This window comes from Colwellia maritima (assembly GCF_022669015.1).
GTDB lineage: Bacteria > Pseudomonadota > Gammaproteobacteria > Enterobacterales > Alteromonadaceae > Colwellia > Colwellia maritima.
Genome location: NZ_JAKKSL010000001.1, coordinates 312,569 through 329,642 on the forward strand (window position 1 = coordinate 312,569; position 17,074 = coordinate 329,642).

10 protein-coding genes and 7 pseudogenes are annotated in these 17,074 nt (G+C 36.9%); 14 read left to right on the forward strand and 3 right to left on the reverse strand.

Features of this window, described 5'->3' with window-relative positions:
• Positions 1-62: 62 nt before the first annotated feature.
• The 14 genes and pseudogenes from L3081_RS01555 (at position 63) to L3081_RS01620 (ending at position 12,656) form a co-directional block, all read left to right on the forward strand.
• Complete coding sequence (locus tag L3081_RS01555; RefSeq protein WP_242282949.1) at positions 63-518, forward strand: flavodoxin domain-containing protein; 456 nt, start codon at positions 63-65, stop codon at positions 516-518.
• Between the two features lie 425 nt (positions 519-943).
• A pseudogene (mnmG, locus tag L3081_RS01560) lies at positions 944-2,835 on the forward strand (tRNA uridine-5-carboxymethylaminomethyl(34) synthesis enzyme MnmG).
• Positions 2,836-2,852: 17 nt separating this feature from the next.
• Positions 2,853-3,479: a 16S rRNA (guanine(527)-N(7))-methyltransferase RsmG gene (gene rsmG, locus L3081_RS01565; protein WP_242282951.1), complete on the forward strand. Its 627-nt coding sequence runs from the start codon at positions 2,853-2,855 to the stop codon at positions 3,477-3,479.
• A gap of 37 nt (positions 3,480-3,516) precedes the next feature.
• Positions 3,517-4,343 (forward strand): annotated as a pseudogene (locus L3081_RS01570) (ParA family protein).
• A gap of 22 nt (positions 4,344-4,365) precedes the next feature.
• Positions 4,366-5,258, forward strand: a pseudogene (locus L3081_RS01575) (ParB/RepB/Spo0J family partition protein); the annotation flags it as partial.
• Between the two features lie 397 nt (positions 5,259-5,655).
• Entirely contained in the window at positions 5,656-6,042 is a 387-nt protein-coding gene (locus L3081_RS01580; RefSeq protein WP_242282954.1) for an ATP synthase subunit I, read from the forward strand.
• Positions 6,043-6,100: 58 nt separating this feature from the next.
• Positions 6,101-6,868: pseudogene (atpB, locus tag L3081_RS01585) on the forward strand (F0F1 ATP synthase subunit A).
• Between the two features lie 89 nt (positions 6,869-6,957).
• Positions 6,958-7,179, forward strand: a complete 222-nt coding sequence (gene atpE / locus L3081_RS01590) for a F0F1 ATP synthase subunit C (RefSeq protein ID WP_076417406.1) — start codon at positions 6,958-6,960, stop codon at positions 7,177-7,179.
• A gap of 48 nt (positions 7,180-7,227) precedes the next feature.
• Positions 7,228-7,698 carry a F0F1 ATP synthase subunit B gene (atpF, locus tag L3081_RS01595; protein WP_242282958.1) on the forward strand — a complete coding sequence of 157 codons (471 nt, stop codon included), beginning with the start codon at positions 7,228-7,230 and terminating at the stop codon, positions 7,696-7,698.
• 12 nt (positions 7,699-7,710) lie between these two features.
• A pseudogene (gene atpH, locus L3081_RS01600) lies at positions 7,711-8,246 on the forward strand (F0F1 ATP synthase subunit delta).
• Positions 8,247-8,261: 15 nt separating this feature from the next.
• Positions 8,262-9,803 (forward strand): F0F1 ATP synthase subunit alpha, encoded by a 1,542-nt coding sequence (atpA, locus tag L3081_RS01605; protein ID WP_242282960.1) that lies wholly within the window; start codon positions 8,262-8,264, stop codon positions 9,801-9,803.
• A gap of 38 nt (positions 9,804-9,841) precedes the next feature.
• The gene (gene atpG, locus L3081_RS01610) at positions 9,842-10,705 is read left to right on the forward strand and encodes a F0F1 ATP synthase subunit gamma (protein ID WP_242282961.1); all 864 of its coding nucleotides are present in this window, start codon (positions 9,842-9,844) and stop codon (positions 10,703-10,705) included.
• Between the two features lie 84 nt (positions 10,706-10,789).
• A pseudogene (gene atpD / locus L3081_RS01615) lies at positions 10,790-12,173 on the forward strand (F0F1 ATP synthase subunit beta).
• 60 nt (positions 12,174-12,233) lie between these two features.
• The gene (locus L3081_RS01620) at positions 12,234-12,656 is read left to right on the forward strand and encodes a F0F1 ATP synthase subunit epsilon (RefSeq protein WP_242282963.1); all 423 of its coding nucleotides are present in this window, start codon (positions 12,234-12,236) and stop codon (positions 12,654-12,656) included.
• A gap of 385 nt (positions 12,657-13,041) precedes the next feature.
• Here L3081_RS01620 and L3081_RS01625 read toward each other — a convergent pair whose 3' ends face one another.
• The 3 genes and pseudogenes from L3081_RS01625 to nirB form a co-directional block, all read right to left on the reverse strand.
• A complete protein-coding gene (locus tag L3081_RS01625) occupies positions 13,042-13,977 on the reverse strand; it encodes a PhzF family phenazine biosynthesis protein (protein ID WP_242282965.1) in 936 nt (311 codons plus the stop codon).
• 9 nt (positions 13,978-13,986) lie between these two features.
• The gene (gene nirD / locus L3081_RS01630) at positions 13,987-14,334 is read right to left on the reverse strand and encodes a nitrite reductase small subunit NirD (RefSeq protein WP_242282967.1); all 348 of its coding nucleotides are present in this window, start codon (positions 14,332-14,334) and stop codon (positions 13,987-13,989) included.
• A 12-nt stretch (positions 14,335-14,346) separates the two neighbouring features.
• Positions 14,347-16,877 (reverse strand): annotated as a pseudogene (gene nirB, locus L3081_RS01635) (nitrite reductase large subunit NirB).
• Between the last annotated feature and the right edge of the window lie 197 nt (positions 16,878-17,074).

A 17,074-nucleotide genomic window follows, 5' to 3' on the forward strand; every position in this document is an offset into this window, starting at 1 on the left:
AGTTAAATTAGCGTAATTAACATAATACAATGAGTGCATTATTAATCTATCAGTAAGCAAATATGAGCACATTTCAAATAATAGTAGGCAGTATGCTTGGTGGCACAGAATATGTTGCAGAAGCATGTGAAGAACAATTAATTACGCTTGAACATAAAGTTAATTTACACTTAAAGCCTAATTTTTCATCAATTATTGAAGAAACATTTTCTCAAAATAGCATTTGGTTAATTTGTACTTCAACTCATGGCGCAGGCGATTACCCAGACAACATCCAAGAATTTGTTAATGATCTTAAAAATTGTGAACAAGATCTATCCTCTATTAAATTTATGATCATTGCTATTGGTGATTCAAGTTACGACACATTCTGCAAAGCCGGCTTAGAAATAAAAAAACTATTAATAACAAAAGGCTGTAGTGAAATAGTAGCAATAGAAATGTTTGATATGAGCCAGGATATAGATCCAGAAGATCTTGCACAGCAATGGTTAATTCAAAATAAAGATCTTTTATAAAGGCTTATACATTATTTACTAACAATAATAGGATTATAAAACATCAATTGTGGATAAAAGTATGAATAAGGTATTAATTATCTATTATTATTCAGTGTATATAATTGATAATTAATTCACCTGTGCATAACTAGTGCTTTTGATCACCGCTTTAAATAGACTTGATCAATGTTTGATCACAAGCTTATCATCTCTTTAACTTGATAAAACTATTAGTAAAAAAGCACTTACCCACAGAAAATAGCTCCCTTAATAAGTAATAACAATAAGATCTATATAAAGATCTTATTATATATTACCGAGATCACACGATGATCTTTTTACTCATTTGATCATTTCACTCTAGCCAAAAAAAGGCTAAAATACGTCTCCTGATTTTCTTAAAGCAATATTCTTTAATTATATTTTTCTAAGGTTAAAAATTTATGTGGTATCCAGAGTCTTATGAAGTAATTGTTGTTGGTGGTGGCCATGCAGGCACTGAGGCAGCACTTGCATCTGCACGAATGGGCTGTAAAACACTTTTACTAACTCATAACATTGATACTTTAGGGCAAATGTCTTGTAATCCGACCATTGGTGGCATTGGTAAAGGACATTTAGTCAAAGAGATAGATGCTTTAGGCGGTTTAATGGCAACAGCCATAGATCATAGTGCAATTCAATTTAGAACATTAAACGCAAGTAAAGGTCCGGCTGTCAGAGCTACCAGAGCGCAAGCAGACAGAGCTTTGTACAGAACTTTTGTTCGTCAATTTCTTGAAAACCAAGAAAACCTAACAATTTTCCAACAACCTTGTGATGATTTAATCCTTGAAAATGAACGTGTTGTGGGTGTATCAACCCAAATGGGATTAAAATTTAAAGGTCAAACAGTTGTGCTAACGGTAGGGACTTTTCTTCTTGGGCAAATACACATAGGTTTAAATAATTACCAAGGTGGCCGTGCAGGCGATCCTGCAAGTGTTAATTTAGCGGCTAAAATGCGTGATATGCCTTTTAGAATGGATCGTTTAAAAACGGGAACACCACCACGTCTTGATGCAAGATCATTAGATTTTTCAGTGATGGAAGAACAGCCAGGTGATGACCCTCGTCCAGTATTTTCGTTTATGGGTTCACAACAAAATCATCCAAAACAAGTATCATGTTTTATTACTCATACAAATGAAAAAACTCATCAATTTATTCGAGATGGTCTTGATAGATCACCCATGTATACAGGCGTAATTGAAGGTATAGGGCCTCGTTATTGCCCTTCAATTGAAGATAAAATTAATCGTTTTGCTGACAAGACATCACATCAAATTTTTGTTGAACCTGAAGGTTTAACTTCTCATGAAATTTATCCTAATGGTATTTCAACTAGCCTACCATTTGATGTGCAAATGAATTTAGTTCGTTCGATCAAGGGTTTTGAAAATGCGTTTATTACTCGTCCTGGCTATGCCATTGAATATGATTATTTTGATCCTCGAGATTTAAAACAGTCATTGGAAAGTAAATTTATTGAAAATTTATATTTTGCCGGACAAATAAACGGTACCACAGGCTATGAAGAAGCGGTGCACAAGGTTTATTAGCCGCAACTAATGCAGCTTGTCGTGTAAAAGGTCTTGATGAATTTATTTTAGGTCGTGATCAAGCTTATATGGGCGTATTAATAGATGATTTAGCCACTTTAGGCACTAAAGAACCTTATCGTATGTTCACTTCACGCGCAGAATACCGATTATTATTACGTGAAGACAATGCTGATATTCGTTTAACAGAACAAGGTCGAAAAATAGGATTGGTTAATGATCTGCGCCGGCAACGTTTTAATGAGAAAATGGAAAATATTGAATTAGAGCGTCAACGATTAAAAGAAACTTGGGTACAAAAGGATCAAAGTAATATTGATCAAATTAATAGTCTACTTAAAGCACCTATGAGCAAAGAAGCCAGTCTTGAAGATCTTATTCGTCGCCCAGAAGTTCGTTACAGTGATTTAATGAAGATTGAAGGTTTAGGTCCCGCTATTACAGACACACAAGCAGCAGAGCAAATAGAAATTCAAACCAAATATGCAGGTTATATTGATCGTCAGCTTGATGAAATAGCTAAGAAAAAACGTAATGAAGATACTAAGATCCCTGTTGATTTTGATTATACTCAATTATCAGGATTATCAAATGAAGTTGTAGCTAAATTAAAAGATGCTCGTCCAGAAACTATTGGTAAAGCATCACGAATTTCTGGTATTACTCCGGCTGCTATTTCGTTATTATTGGTTTACTTAAAAAAACATGGCTTACTTAGTAAAAAAATAGCCTAAAAACTTAAAAAGATAATATGACTTTAACTTCAAAACTTGAAAGCCTGCTAAGTAAAACTACTTTGAAAGTTTCATCGCAACAAGTAAACTTACTTATTCAATATGTAGAGCTTTTACATAAATGGAATAAAGCTTATAACTTAACCTCAGTAAGAGACCCACAAGAAATGCTGATAAAGCATATTATGGATAGCTTAATGGTGGGTGAAGTTTTGCAAGGTAAAAATTTTATAGATGTCGGTACAGGCCCAGGTTTACCAGGTATACCACTAGCAATTTTGTATCCAGAACGAACTTTTGTATTATTAGATAGTTTGGGAAAACGAATCACATTTCTTAGACAAGTGGTTTTTCAATTAAAATTAACTAATGTTCAACCAGTAAAATCACGTGTAGAAGAATATCATGGAGAAACACCTTTTGACGGTGTGTTAAGTCGAGCATTTTCATCACTTAATGATATGGTTAATTGGTGTTCACATTTAATTAGTAATGAGCAAGGACAGTTTTTTGCATTAAAAGGCCAATACCCAGTTGATGAAATAGCTGATTTACCTAAAAACATTAGTTTAGTGTCTAGTCATGAAATAAAAGTGCCTGAATTGATCGGTGAACGTCATGTACTTATATTGAAAAAGAATTAAACACTAGCTTAATAATAAATAAAATATAGAGGCGCTTGTGGGAAAAATAATAGCGGTAGCGAATCAAAAAGGTGGTGTGGGTAAAACAACAACAGCAGTGAATTTAGCTGCGTCATTAGCCGCAACTAAGCGAAAAATATTATTAATAGATCTTGATCCTCAAGGCAATGCTACTATGGCCAGTGGTATTAATAAGTATGATGTTCCTGCAACTTGTTATGAATTACTTATTGAAGAAAAGCCTGTCGCTGAAGTAGTACAAACAGAAACAACCGGCTTATATGATTTAATTGCCGCTAATACAGATGTTACGGCAGCAGAAATTAAACTAATGGAAGTTTATGCTCGTGAACAACGTTTAAAAAAGGCACTTGCACCGGTTAAAAATTATTATGATTTTATTATAATAGACTGCCCCCTTCCTTAAATATGTTGACCGTTAATGCCATGACAGCAGCAGATTCTGTTTTGGTACCTATGCAATGTGAATATTATGCTTTAGAGGGGTTAACCGCCTTAATGGATACAATATCTAAATTAACATCAGTTGTTAATGATAAACTTCATATTGAAGGTATTTTACGAACCATGTATGACCCTCGTAATCGATTAGCGAACGATGTGTCTGAACAATTAAAGCGTCATTTTGGTGATAAAGTATATCGTAGCGTTATTCCTCGCAATGTTCGGTTAGCAGAAGCACCAAGTTTTGGTTCTCCTGCAATGTATTATGATAAGTCCTCAACAGGTGCAAAAGCCTATTTAGCTTTAGCAGGAGAAGTACTACGTAGAAATACTACGAGTAATAAACCAATTAAAACACCAAGCGATGAACTAAGCCAAACCAAAAACATCGCACAATAATTTAAAGGATTATTATGAACGCAGCAAAAAAAGAGGTTTAGGCAGAGGCCTCGACGCACTTCTTACGCCACAACCAAGATCTTCTACAAAAGATAATGAAAATAATTATTCAAATAATCCTAAAGATGGTGATTTAAGAAAAATAGAGATAACTAAATTATCACCTGGTAAATATCAACCGCGTAAAGATATGTCTGATGCGGCACTCGAAGAGCTTTCTTTATCAATTCAGTCTCAAGGTATTATTCAACCTATTGTTGTTAGGCTTATCAATAAAGATAGTCAGGATGAAAGTTTATATGAAATTATTTCGGTGAACGCCGTTGGCGTGCTGCACAACTTGCGCAACTTACTGAAGTTCCTTGCTTAATTAAAGACGTACCTGATGAATCTGCTGTTGCTATTGCATTAATTGAAAACATTCAACGAGAAGATCTTAATGCAATGGAAGAAGCAGTCGCTCTTGACCGTTTATTAAGTGAATTTGATTTAACACACCAAGAAGTTGCGTTAGCGGTAGGTAAATCTCGTACAACGGTTACTAACCTTTTACGTTTAAATAACTTAAATGATGAAGTAAAAACTTTTTTAGAAAATGGTGATATTGAAATGGGTCATGCACGTGCCCTATTAGCACTTGATGATTCACTGCAAGCAGAAGCAGCAAGAACGGTAGCAACAAAAGAATTAACGGTAAGAGAAACCGAAGCACTTATTAAAAAAATTCAAAACCCCAACGAAGAAAAACCAACCAAAGAAAAAGATGAAACACGCACTAATATGGAGCAAAACTTAACGGAGAAATTAGGTTTAAAAGTTTCCGTAAGTCACAACAAAAAAGGTAAAGGAAAATTAGTTATCTCTTATTCAAATTTAGCTGAGTTAGATAAATTTATAGCAAAAATAAAAGAATAGATGATTTTATCTTGAACATGTTGAAATTTTCATAAAATAGTCTGTCATTGTAAAATATAGGTAAATAACCTCAATTGTGACTTTTTATCTTAAATAATAGTAAAGGTAACTGATCAGAGTAGTTAGTGTTATTAAAATGTGATTTTATTCTTATTAAAAATGTAAATTAAAATTTTCTAGTCCTTTAGTTGTATTTTTATAAAAAATGTTAATTATTAGTATAAATAAGCGCTGTTCTCTGCCCTAATTTGTTGCAATAAAAGCCAGAATCAGTATACTTGCGCAAACTTTTTAGTGTTAAATATTTTACTTTAAAAAATTCAGTTAATTACGATATTTTTCGTAATTAAAAAGATAATTTGCCAAGTAACCTTTTAATTCGTTTTATACTGAAGTTATGAATAATAAATTAACAAAAGCAGGGCGTAAAATAGCCTTTTCGCAAATATTATTCACAACGTGTATTGTGATAGTTATAACGCTAATAATTTATTTTATATTGGGTGCTTCATATGCCATATCAGCTTTAGGCGGTGGATTAGTAGCAATAGTACCTAATATTGTTTTTGCCCTTAAAGCTTTTCAATATGCAGGGGCACAGTCATCAAAAAAAGTGGTTGAATCCTTTTTTAGTGGCGTAAAATTAAAAATGGTTCTTACGGCCTTATTATTTGCACTCGCCTTTAAATTTTTAGTGCTATTGCCAATACCATTTTTTGTAACGTTTTGTCTGGTTATGGTTATGCCATTAATAACACCACTTTTTTTGAAAAAGTATTATTAACAGCAAACCCTAATCAAAAAGATTTTTATTTTAAACTTTAATCATTGGGATAATTAATATGGCTTCAGGTACTGAAATTACTAGCCAAGAATATATTAAACATCACCTTCAGAATCTAACTGTTGGAGAAGGCTTTTGGTCTTTTCATGTAGATACTTTAGGTGGTCAATATTTTTGGGCTTAGTATTCATTCTATCATTTCGTGCAGTTGCAAAAAAAGCAACTACTGGTGTTCCGGGTAAATGGCAATGTGCTGTTGAAATGATTATAGAGTTCGTTGACGATAGTGTTAAAAGTACTTTTCACGGTAAAAACCCGGTTATAGCACCATTAGCCCTAACAATATTTGTTTGGGTATTATTAATGAATGCGATGGATTGGGTTCCTGTTGACTTAATTCCTCGAATCTTTGAGTTGTTTGGCGTTCATTATATGAAAGCTGTACCAACAACCGATCCAAATATGACTTTTGCCTTAGCATTAGGTGTATTTGTACTGATCATTTACTATTCAATTAAAGTTAAAGGCATTGGTGGTTTCATTAAAGAACTCACCACACAACCTTTTGGTCATTGGTCACTTTATCCTGTGAACTTTATTCTTGAAATGGTTACCTTATTAGCACGTCCATTATCACTAGCCTTACGTTTGTTTGGTAATTTATATCCGGGAGCTAATTTTCTTACTGATAGCAACCATTGGATTATTCCAGTTGCCAGTACATTTTTTATGGGCAGCATTTCATTTGTTGGTAATCCCATTACAGGCGTTTATATTCATGATGTTAACCATTCTATATTTGAGTTTAGCGCATGAAGATCATTAATATATTGAAATAAATCAACATATTAATATTAGTTTTTGTACAAATTTTTACTTTTTTAACTTTATAACTTTAAATAACCGGAGATAAACATGTTATACATCGCTGTTGCGTTACTAATCGGTCTTGGTGCATTAGGTACTGCGATTGGTTTTGGTCTACTAGGTGGTAAATTCTTAGAATCTGCTGCTCGTCAACCTGAACTTGCCCCACAATTACAGGTTAAAATGTTCATCGTAGCGGGTCTAATCGATGCGATTGCTATGATCGGTGTTGCGATTGGCTTATACCTATTATTCGCAGTTGGTGCTTAATTTTTAAGTCCATTGTTTAATCGCGAATTTAAATAGGAGGGTACACAAATGAATCTTAATGCCACATTACTTGGTGAATTAATCGCATTTGTCGTATTTGTAATATTCTGTATGAAGTATGTATGGCCACCAATTATTGGTGCCATTGAAGCACGTCAAGCAACTATTGCTGATGGACTTGCTGCTTCAGACCGTGCTGCTAAAGATCTTGAGCTTGCTCAAGAAAAAGCTTCAGCTCAACTTAAAAAAGCTAAACTTGAAGCTGCATCTATTGTTGATGCTGCTAAAAAGCATGAAGCTAAAATTGTTGAAGAAGCTCTTGGTAAAGCGCAAGTTGAGAAAGAAAGAATCTTAGCTTCAGGTCACGCAGAAATTGAAACTGAACGTAACCGTGCAAAAGAAGAATTACGCCAACAAGTGGCTATTCTTGCAGTTGCCGGTGCCGAGAAAATTCTTGAGCGTTCAATTGATGCCGCTGCACATAGCGACATTTTAGATAAACTCGTCGCTGAACTTTAAGAGGAAAGAGCTATGTCTGAATTGACAACTGTCGCTCGTCCTTACGCTAAAGCAGCGTTCGACTTTGCTGTTGAAGCTAAAGCGGTAGATGCCTGGTTAGCCCAGTTAACATTTGCTGCTGAGGTTGCGAAAGACCAAACTATTATCGGTTATTTAACGGGTGATGTATCGGTTGAGCAAGCACAAACAATATTTTTAACTGTTTGTGGAGAGCAAGTAGACAGCCAAGGCCAAAACTTTTTAAAAGTAATGGCTGAAAACGAACGTTTGTTGGTGCTACCACAAGTACTTGAACAATTTACAGCATTAAAAGCTGAACTTGATCAAGAAATTACTGTGGATGTTACCTCTGCTGTTAAATTAGAAGTAGCACAGACAAAAACATTAAGCGCCGCGCTTGAAAAGCGCTTGGCACGTAAAGTAAAGCTTAATTGTCTTGTTGATGAAAGCATTATATCAGGTTTGGTTATACAAGCTTCGGAGATATGGTCATTGATGGCTCTGTACAAGGTAAATTGAGCCGTTTAGCAACAACATTACAATCTTAGATAAGGGAACAGAGCATGCAACTGAATTCCACTGAAATCGCTGAACTGATCAAGAATAGAATTGAACAGTTTAACGTTGTCAGCGAAGCTCGTAACGAAGGTACTATCGTTTCTGTAACAGATGGTATTATTCGAATTAATGGCCTTGCCGATGTAATGCAAGGTGAAATGATCGAACTTCCTGGCAGCCGTTTTGCTATCGCATTGAACTTAGACCGTGATTCGGTCGGTGCGGTAGTAATGGGTCCGTACGCGGACTTAGCTGAAGGACAAAAAGTAAAAGGTACTGGTCGTATACTAGAAGTACCAGTAGGTCGTGGTCTTTTAGGTCGCGTAGTAAATACCTTAGGTGAACCAATTGATGGCAAAGGCCCAATTGAAAATGATGGCTTCTCTCCAGTAGAAGTTGTTGCACCAGGTGTTATTGAGCGTAAATCAGTTGACCAACCTGTACAAACAGGTATTAAGTCAATTGATGCTATGATCCCAATTGGTCGTGGCCAACGTGAATTAATCATTGGTGACCGTCAAATCGGTAAATCAGCGATTGCACTTGACGCGATTATTAATCAAAAGAACACAGGTATTAAAAGTATTTATGTAGCGATTGGCCAAAAAGCCTCTACCGTTGCTAACGTTGTACGTAGCTTAGAAGAGCACGGTGCATTATCAAATACTATTGTTGTTGTTGCCTCAGCTTCTGAAGCTGCTGCACTACAATACCTAGCGCCATATCTTGGTTGTTCAATGGGTGAATACTTCCGTGACCGCGGTGAAGATGCGTTGATCGTATATGATGATTTGTCTAAGCAAGCTGTTGCTTACCGTCAAATTTCATTACTACTTCGTCGTCCGCCAGGTCGTGAAGCCTACCCAGGTGATGTTTTCTATCTTCATAGTCGTTTATTAGAACGTGCAGCTCGTGTAAACGAAGCTTACGTTGAAAAATTCACGAACGGTGAAGTAAAAGGTAAAACAGGTTCTTTAACTGCCTTACCAATTATTGAAACACAATTTGGTGATGTATCTGCTTTCGTACCAACTAACGTAATCTCTATTACGGATGGTCAAATATTCTTAGAGTCTGATTTATTCAACTCAGGTATTCGTCCTGCGGTAAATGCCGGTTTATCAGTATCTCGTGTAGGTGGTGCAGCGCAAACGAAAATCATCAAAAAACTTGGTGGTGGTATCCGTTTAGCCTTGGCTCAATATCGTGAATTGGCGGCATTTGCTCAATTTGCCTCAGATTTAGATGACGCAACTCGTGCTCAATTAGAGCATGGACAACGTGTAACTGAATTAATGAAGCAAAAGCAATACAGCCCATTATCTGTTGCTGAAACTGCAGTATCTTTATTTGCTGCGGAAAAAGGTTTCTTGAACGACGTTGCTATTAACAAAATCAATGATTTTGAAGACGCGTTACAAACCTATATGGGTAGTAATCAGGCTGAGCTTATGGCTACGATTAACGAATCAGGTAACTACGATAAAGACATTGAAGCGAGTTTGACTAAAGCACTTGAAAATTTCAAGTCTACCCAAACTTGGTAAGACGTTTTTAATTAAGTAATCTTTTCGGAGAGAGAGTCATGGCCGTTGGTAAAGAAATAAAAACCAAGATTGCGAGTGTTAAAAACACTCAAAAGATCACAAACGCTATGGAAATGGTTGCCGCATCTAAAATGCGAAGAGCACAAGAGAGTATGGCAGCCTCTCGTCCATATGCGACAAATATACGTAACGTGATCGGTCATATTGCGCTTGGTAACTTAGAATATCGTCATCCTTATATGGATGAACGAGAAGTTAAGCGCGTTGGCTATATTGTTGTATCAACAGACCGTGGTTTGTGTGGTGGTTTAAATATAAATTTATTTAAAAAAGTACTTGCAGATGCTGCTGAAAAGCAAACATCTGGTGCTGAAGTTGAATTTGCGGTTGTTGGCTCTAAAGCTACATCGTTTTTCAATAATATGGGCGCTAAAGTATCTGCACAAACATCAGGCTTAGGAGATAACCCGTCAATTACCGATCTTGTTGGTAGTGTACAGGTAATGCTTAAGGCTTATGATGACGGTGAAATTGATAAGTTGTTTGTTGTGTATAACAAGTTTGTTAACACAATGACACAAGCACCAACAATTGATCAGTTATTACCTTTACCTAAATCTGACGATGACGCAATTAAGCATCGTTGGGATTACATTTACGAACCAGATGCTAACGTATTGTTAGATCAATTATTAGTTCGTTATGTAGAATCGCAAGTATATCAAGGCGTGGTTGAAAACCTAGCCTGTGAACAAGCTGCCCGTATGGTAGCCATGAAAGCCGCAACAGATAATCTTGGCGACTTGATTGAAGATTTACAACTGGTATACAACAAAGCACGTCAAGCTTCAATTACTCAAGAATTGGGTGAAATTGTAGCAGGTGCAGCTGCGGTTGGTTAAGAGTTATTAACATAAACGTTTACGTAATTTAACGAAAAGCTAGTCGCGCAAAGCGTTGATTAGCTTAAATTAAGAGGAATAAACATGAGTACAGGTAAAGTCGTCCAAATCATTGGCGCAGTTGTGGATGTTGAATTTCCACAAGATGCCGTACCTCAGGTATATCACGCAGTAAAAATAACCGAAGGTGACCTTGCAGGTTTAGTACTTGAAGTTCAACAGCAGCTTGGCGGCGGTGTTGTACGTACTATCGCAATGGGTAGCTCAGACGGTTTGCGTCGTGGCCTGAATGTAGAAAACACAGGTGATGGTATCCGAGTACCCGTTGGTGTTGAGACGTTAGGTCGCATCATGAACGTATTGGGTGAGCCAATCGATGAAGCAGGTCCAATCGGTGAAAAAGACCGTTGGACAATTCACCGTGAAGCGCCAGCTTTACGCAGAACAAGCCATGTCTAACGAATTGTTAGAAACAGGTATCAAAGTAATCGATTTAGTTTGTCCATTCGCTAAGGGTGGTAAAGTAGGTTTATTCGGTGGTCTTGGTGTTGGTAAAACAGTAAACATGATGGAACTTATTCGTAACATCGCCATTGAGCATAGCGGCTATTCTGTATTCGGTGTTGGTGAGCGTACACGTGAAGGTAACGATTTCTATCACGAAATGAACGATTCTAACGTACTTGATAAAGTATCGTTAGTATACGGTCAAATGAACGAGCCTCCAGGAAACCGTTTACGTGTTGCCATGACGGGTTTGACTATGGCAGAAAAATTCCGTGACGAAGGTCGTGACGTATTATTCTTCGTAGATAACATTTACCGTTATACACTTGCAGGTACTGAAGTATCAGCGTTACTTGGTCGTATGCCATCAGCGGTTGGTTACCAACCAACACTTGCTGAAGAAATGGGTGTATTACAAGAGCGTATTACGTCAACTAACAAGGGTTCAATCACGTCAATTCAAGCGGTATACGTACCGGCGGATGATTTAACGGATCCAAGTCCTGCAACTACTTTTGCGCATTTAGATGCAACCGTAGTACTTTCTCGTTCTATTGCTGAGTTAGGTATTTATCCTGCGATTGACCCACTAGATTCAACTTCTCGTCAGCTTGACCCATTAGTGGTTGGCGCTGAGCATTATGAAGTTGCTCGTGGTGTTCAAACAGTATTACAGCGTTATAAAGAATTAAAAGATATCATCGCCATCTTAGGTATGGATGAGTTATCTGAAGAAGATAAGCAAACAGTATCTCGCGCACGTAAGATTCAACGTTTCTTATCTCAACCATTCTTTGTTGCTGAAGTATTTACAGGTTCACCAGGTAAATATGTATCATTAAAAGACACCATTGCCGGATTCAAAGGAATTTTAGCGGGTGAATATGATGATATGCCTGAGCAAGCATTCTACATGGTTGGTTCTATTGAAGAAGCTGTAGAGAAAGCTAACAAGATGTAATCATCTGATAAGTACTTAGGGTTACTTACTAAGTACTTATTACTATAGAGGTCGAGTCAAATGGCATTATTAACTGTTAATCTGGATGTAGTAAGTGCACAGGAAAGTTTGTTTTCTGGCAGTATAAAATCATTACAGATCACAGGTAGTGAAGGTGAGTTGGGTATTATGCCTGGTCACGCACCTTTACTGACCTCACTTAAACCTGGTATGGCACTTATTACGAGAAATGATGGTAGCGAAGAAGTTATTTATCTTTCTGGTGGCATGTTAGAAGTTCAACCAAATCAAGTTACTGTGTTAGCTGATGTAGCAACACGTGCTGATGATTTAGATGAACAAGCTGCACTTGAAGCTAAGCAACGAGCAGAAGCCAACATGAATGATCATGGTGGTGATGTAGATTATGCTGAAGTAGCTGCAGAATTAGCGCGAGCAGTTGCGCAATTACGTGTTATTCAGGCGACAAGCAAGAGAAATTAATTATTTTTCCCGTTTAGTCATAAGCTAAGGTTTAGTGAATTAAATTAGAAAAGCCCTGTTACTGCAAAGTAACAGGGCTTTTTTTGTGCAAAACATTTTCATGGATTTATTCGTTTGTACTCTAATTTTTTCTACGTATAAAATAGATCACTTAATTAATGGAACTGGTATCAGATTAATAGAGTATAAGGATATTTATAAATGAGATAAAAAAATGCGCCTATTAAATAGACGCATAAAACATGAAATACTAAGGGGAAATAAAACTTACATATAATAAGAGTAGGTAAATAAGAAAAAGTTCCTTAGAATTTAAAATAACTAAAAAGCACATTACTAATTATAATAAAACGAAGCGATCAATACGTTTAATCACTACGTTAATCTACACAACTCTAATACAAGCTTCACTCATTAACACCCCATAGCCACCAACGCGTATGGTTAAGTCTTTGCTTTGCTTATTATCCATTTCCACATAAAAAAGACTCTTACGGGCATCGTTTGCTCCACGTTGTATGCCAAAAATATGAGTGCCTGTTTGCACATGGGGATGGTCACAAATATGGTTGGCAAATGCTGCTATTGCACCACCTATAGGTGGATCTTCATGATGTGCGATAGCAGGACCTAGTAACCGGGCATGAAAATCGGTCGGGTTGTCATCGGTATTGTTAGCAAAAAGTAATATTTCTTGTGCTAATGAACTAGGAGCCGATGAATTACTCCATGCAGATTCGTTAAACTTAGCTTCACGTATCGCGGTGTAAGACATAATAGGGACTATTAAATAAGGTACACCACATGAAACAATCAAAGGGCGATAATGATCAAAGCTGATATCGGCAGGATTAAGGGACAACATTGCAGCTAACTCTTCAGTAGTTGGCGTGTAATAATCAATTGCTGCATGTGTATCGTAGGTTTGTTGAATAATATCTACGTCACCGTCCTCATTTTTAGATACGTAACTATTAATTATTTGATTATGACCCTTCATAGTTGAAATAAGGGAAATCAAAGTATGTTTATTGGTGAGAGTTATTGTAGTTTTAGCTAAAATATAACTCGCCGCCAAAATAGCATGAAGAGTAGTAGGTTGTTCTTTTTCTTTAGAAAATACACGAATTTTTCGAGTGTTTTCATCAACAGTAGGTAGCAAAAAAATAGTACTTGAAGCATTTAATTCATTTGATATTTTTTGCATTTGCTCATCGGTTAAGCCACTAGCATCGGGAAAAACAGGTAAAGGAACGCCATGAAATGCTTGGTCAGTGAAAACATCAGCAGTGTAGTAAGTATACTTAGTAAAATTATTCATTGTAATTCCTTAAGCTGCAAGCTGAACGGTAGTGCCGTTAAGGCGCACAGGGTAAGTTTTAACGCTAACATCGCCATCTTCAAGGCAAAGTCCAGTTGTTAACTCAAAATGTTGCTTATAAAGCGGAGAGGCGACTACTACCTTGTTAGCAATACTGCCTGTTAAGCCGCGGGATAAAGTATTGGAGTGACTAAACGGACAGTAATTATCTATAGCATATAGTTGTTCTTGACCATGTTTATCGATTATTCGAAAAATAGCCACTTGCTGTTCGTTAAAAAGTGCGCAACGTCCCATGCTAGGAAGTATGTCGTCAATAGTACAAATATCAAACCATTGTTGTTGTGGTATGCTCATATCAGGTCCTTATTAAATAGTTTCAGTGCTTCGTTCAGAAGCCATAGCAGGGCGTATTTGTTCACGTTCAGTGGTAAATATGACATTTTCGTCATGCTGTTTACTGTTAACAAAGTGAGTGAAACGCTTTAATTTTTCAGGATCTTCAATGGTGGTTTTCCATTCACATTGGTAAGTATCAACCACGTGTGACATCTCTTGCTCTAATTCAGCAGCTAAACCTAATTTGTCGTCAATGATGACAGATTTTAAATACTTTAAACCGCCTTCCATGTTATCCATCCAAACTGAAGTACGTTGTAAGCGATCAGCTGTACGAATATAAAACATATAGAAGCGATCAATATATTTAATTAAATCTACATCACTGAGATCTGATGCAAACAAGTCAGCATGACGAGGTTTCATGCCGCCATTACCGCATACATACATGTTCTGACCATTTTCGGTGGCAATAATACCCACATCTTTACTTTGTGCTTCAGCACACTCACGAGTACAGCCAGAAACGGCCATTTTTAATTTATGGGGAGAACGTAAACCTTTGTAACGGTTTTCTAATAAGATAGACAGCGCCATTGAGTCTTGAACGCCATAACGACACCAGGTAGAGCCAACACATGATTTAACCGTTCTTAAAGATTTACCGTAGGCATGGCCTGTTTCAAAACCAAAGATCCACCAATTCACGCCAAATATCAGGTAACTGCTCAGACCGAGCGCCGAATAAATCAACTCGTTGACCGCCAGTAATTTTAGTATACAGATTATATTTTTTAGCGACTTCACCTAAAACAATTAATTTTTCAGGGGTAATTTCACCTCCGGCTACACGAGGCACAACAGAATACGTCCCATCTTTTTGCATGTTACCCATGAAATAATCATTGGTATCCTGTAAACCTTGTAATTTGCTATCAAGTACGTGGTCATTCCAACAAGAAGCAAGAATGTTAGCTGCTGTTGGTTTGCAAATATCACAGCCTAAGCCTGTGCCATGTTTTTCAAGTAATTCGGCAAAGGTCTTAATTTTTTCAACGCGGATAATGTTATATAAATCTTGACGAGTATAGGCAAAATGTTCACAAAGATCGGTATTAACTTCTACCCCTTGCTTTTCTAATTCACAATTTAATACTTGAGTGACTAAGGCTGTACAACCACCACAACCTGTGGCTGCTTTGGTGCATGATTTGATTGCTGCCATATCGCAAGCACCCGCTTCTACGGCATCAATAATATCGCCTTTGGTAACATTTAAGCATGAACACAGTTGTGCAGAATCAGGTAACGCATCAACGCCTATACCACTTGAAGAGCCATCAAGGCTAGGTAAAATTAATCCTTCTGGCTCTGATGGTAATTCCATTTTGTTAAGCATGAATTGTAATAAAGAACCATACTCAGCGGCATCACCAATAAGTACAGCGCCAAGTAAGAGTTTATCGTCTTCACTGACTACAATTTTTTTATAGACTTCCTCACGATCATTAACGTAAGTATAACTACGACAGTTAGGGGTAGTACCATGAGCATCACCAATAGAAGCTACATCAACTCCCATCAATTTTAGCTTGGTACTCATATCAGCACCAAAGAAACTCGCTCGTGCCTGTACCCGTTAAGTGATCTACAGCTGCGTGAGCCATTGCCCAACCTGGCGCAATTAAACCATAAATTTTATTATCCCAAAGGGCTACTTCGCCAATGGCATAAATGTCAGGGTCTGAAGTTAAGCAATTATTATTAATTACCACACCACCACGAGCACCCATACCTAAACCTGCTTGACGAGCTAATTCATCCCTAGGACGAATACCGGCTGAGAAAACAATTAGGTCGGTTTCTAGCTCGCTGCCATCAGCAAAGCTCATCTTGTGAAAAGCACCGTCACCATCACTAATGTTTTGAGTGTTTTTTTGTGTATGAACACTAACACCTAAATCTTCAATTTTTTTGCTCAGCATTTTACCGCCGCCATCATCTACCTGTACAGCCATTAAACGGGGAGCAAACTCAACTACGTGCGTCTTTAGGCCTAAATCCATTACCGCTTTTGCTGCTTCTAAGCCAAGTAAACCACCACCTATTACAGTACCTATTTTAGCTGTTTTTGCTGCCGCGGTAATTTTCTCAAGATCATCAATGGTACGATAAACAAATACATTATCACGTTGATGTCCGGGTACTGGTGGAACAAAAGGAAAAGAGCCAGTGGCTAAAATTATTTTGTCATAACTCACTTCAATCCCTGATTCAGCAATAACCACACGTTTAAAGCGATCAATCTGTGTGACTTTGTCACCCGTATGGAGAGCAAAATTATTACGAGGGTAAAAGTCATCGTGAACCATATTAATGTCTTTAACCGATTGATTTTTAAACCAAGCAGTTAAATGAACTCTATCATAGGCCGGAATAGGCTCTTCACCAAAGACAGTGACTTGATAATTTTCACTTTGACCGCTTTCAACCAAATACTCTAAAAAATTATGACCAACGGGACCATTACCCACCACCACTAACTTTATTTTTGAACTCATAGTTTACTTATCACTCTCACAGACAATATTGATAGTGCTACCGCAATATGTGTACCAAAGGTTTTATAAAATATAAGTAATTGTAAAATATAAATAAAACTATGTAGGTATAAGTGAACGTCTTAACTTTTTGCGTAATTAAAGGGCGAATTAAAGCTCATTTGCACTTGATGTGTGCAAGGGAAAAATAATAGTTA

What these genes read in the sequence shown, in the direction of transcription:
- L3081_RS01555 (WP_242282949.1), top strand. Translation starts at nt 63, where the DNA reads ATGAGCACATTTCAAATAATAGTAGGCAGTATGCTTGGTGGCACAGAA.
- rsmG (WP_242282951.1), top strand. Translation starts at nt 2,853, where the DNA reads ATGACTTTAACTTCAAAACTTGAAAGCCTGCTAAGTAAAACTACTTTG.
- L3081_RS01580 (WP_242282954.1), top strand. Translation starts at nt 5,656, where the DNA reads ATGAATAATAAATTAACAAAAGCAGGGCGTAAAATAGCCTTTTCGCAA.
- atpE (WP_076417406.1), top strand. Translation starts at nt 6,958, where the DNA reads ATGTTATACATCGCTGTTGCGTTACTAATCGGTCTTGGTGCATTAGGT.
- atpF (WP_242282958.1), top strand. Translation starts at nt 7,228, where the DNA reads ATGAATCTTAATGCCACATTACTTGGTGAATTAATCGCATTTGTCGTA.
- atpA (WP_242282960.1), top strand. Translation starts at nt 8,262, where the DNA reads ATGCAACTGAATTCCACTGAAATCGCTGAACTGATCAAGAATAGAATT.
- atpG (WP_242282961.1), top strand. Translation starts at nt 9,842, where the DNA reads ATGGCCGTTGGTAAAGAAATAAAAACCAAGATTGCGAGTGTTAAAAAC.
- L3081_RS01620 (WP_242282963.1), top strand. Translation starts at nt 12,234, where the DNA reads ATGGCATTATTAACTGTTAATCTGGATGTAGTAAGTGCACAGGAAAGT.
- L3081_RS01625 (WP_242282965.1), bottom strand. Translation starts at nt 13,977, where the DNA reads ATGAATAATTTTACTAAGTATACTTACTACACTGCTGATGTTTTCACT.
- nirD (WP_242282967.1), bottom strand. Translation starts at nt 14,334, where the DNA reads ATGAGCATACCACAACAACAATGGTTTGATATTTGTACTATTGACGAC.